The 980-nt window shown below is 77.3% G+C and carries 1 protein-coding gene; it reads right to left on the bottom strand.

Annotation, left to right across the window (positions count from 1 at the left end; genetic code table 11):
• Positions 1–980, bottom strand: a 980-nt coding sequence (gene mycP / locus E1258_RS32820) for a type VII secretion-associated serine protease mycosin (RefSeq protein ID WP_132407882.1), incomplete at both ends; no start/stop codon positions are given.

Here is a 980-nt window from a genome sequence, read left to right as displayed (position 1 = left end):
GCAGGAGGCCGGCCAGCACCGCGCCGACCGCAGCCACCCAGACCGCCACGGCCCGCTGCCAGCCCAGCGGGTCCCGGGGTGGGGCCGGCGCGGGCAACGCCCCGGGCGGCGGGTCGGTGCGGGTGCCGAGCACGCTGGTCACCGCCCGGTACGGGTTCACCACCCCGTAGCCGACCTCGGCGTTGTGCCCGTCCGGGGGGTTGTCCGCCGTGCGGGTGAGCCGGTAGGCCACCTGTTCCGGCGTGAGGTCCGGGTGGGCGGCGCGGACCAGCGCGGCCACGCCGGAGACGTACGCGGCGGCGAAGCTGGTGCCGCCCTGCGGCTCGGCGAGGTACCCCTGCCCCCGGGGCGCTGGGCCGAGGATGTCCAGCCCGGGGGCGGCGACGTCCACGTAGTCGCCGCTGACCGAGGTGCCGACGTGGCCGCCCTTCGCGTCGACCCCGGCGACGGCGATGACCCCGGGATACGCCGCCGGGTACGCCGGCAGGTTCTGCTGCTGCTCCTGCCGGTTGCCGGCGGCGGCCACCACGACGACGCCCTTGCTGAGCGCGTACTCGACGGCGGCGGCCAGTTCCGGGCGGGGCAGCGTGACCAGGGACAGGTTGACCACGTCGGCACCCTGGTCGACGGCCCAGCGGATGGCCAGGCCGATCTGCGCCGGCAGGCCCTCGTCGCTGGTGCGCCGGGCGTCGGGCAGCACGCGTACGGGCAGGATCCGGGCGGCCGGCGCGATGCCGGTGAACGGCGCGCCGGTGCCCTCCCGGCCGGCGATGATGCCGGCGACGATCGTGCCGTGCCCGGCCTCGTCGCACTGGCCCTCGTTGCGGGGCAGCGCGTTGAAGTCCCGGCCGGGGCGCACCTGACCGCGCAGCAGCGGGTGGGTGGCCGACACGCCGGAGTCGATGACCGCCACGGTGACGCCCTCGCCGCGGGTGGTCCGCCACGCCGAGGACGGGTCCAGACGGGTCAGTGCCCAGGGG

This window comes from Micromonospora sp. KC207 (assembly GCF_004348615.1).
Taxonomy (GTDB): domain Bacteria; phylum Actinomycetota; class Actinomycetes; order Mycobacteriales; family Micromonosporaceae; genus Micromonospora.
The sequence above is the reverse complement of the archived record's forward strand: the minus strand, read 5'-3'. Positions and strand labels throughout refer to the sequence as shown.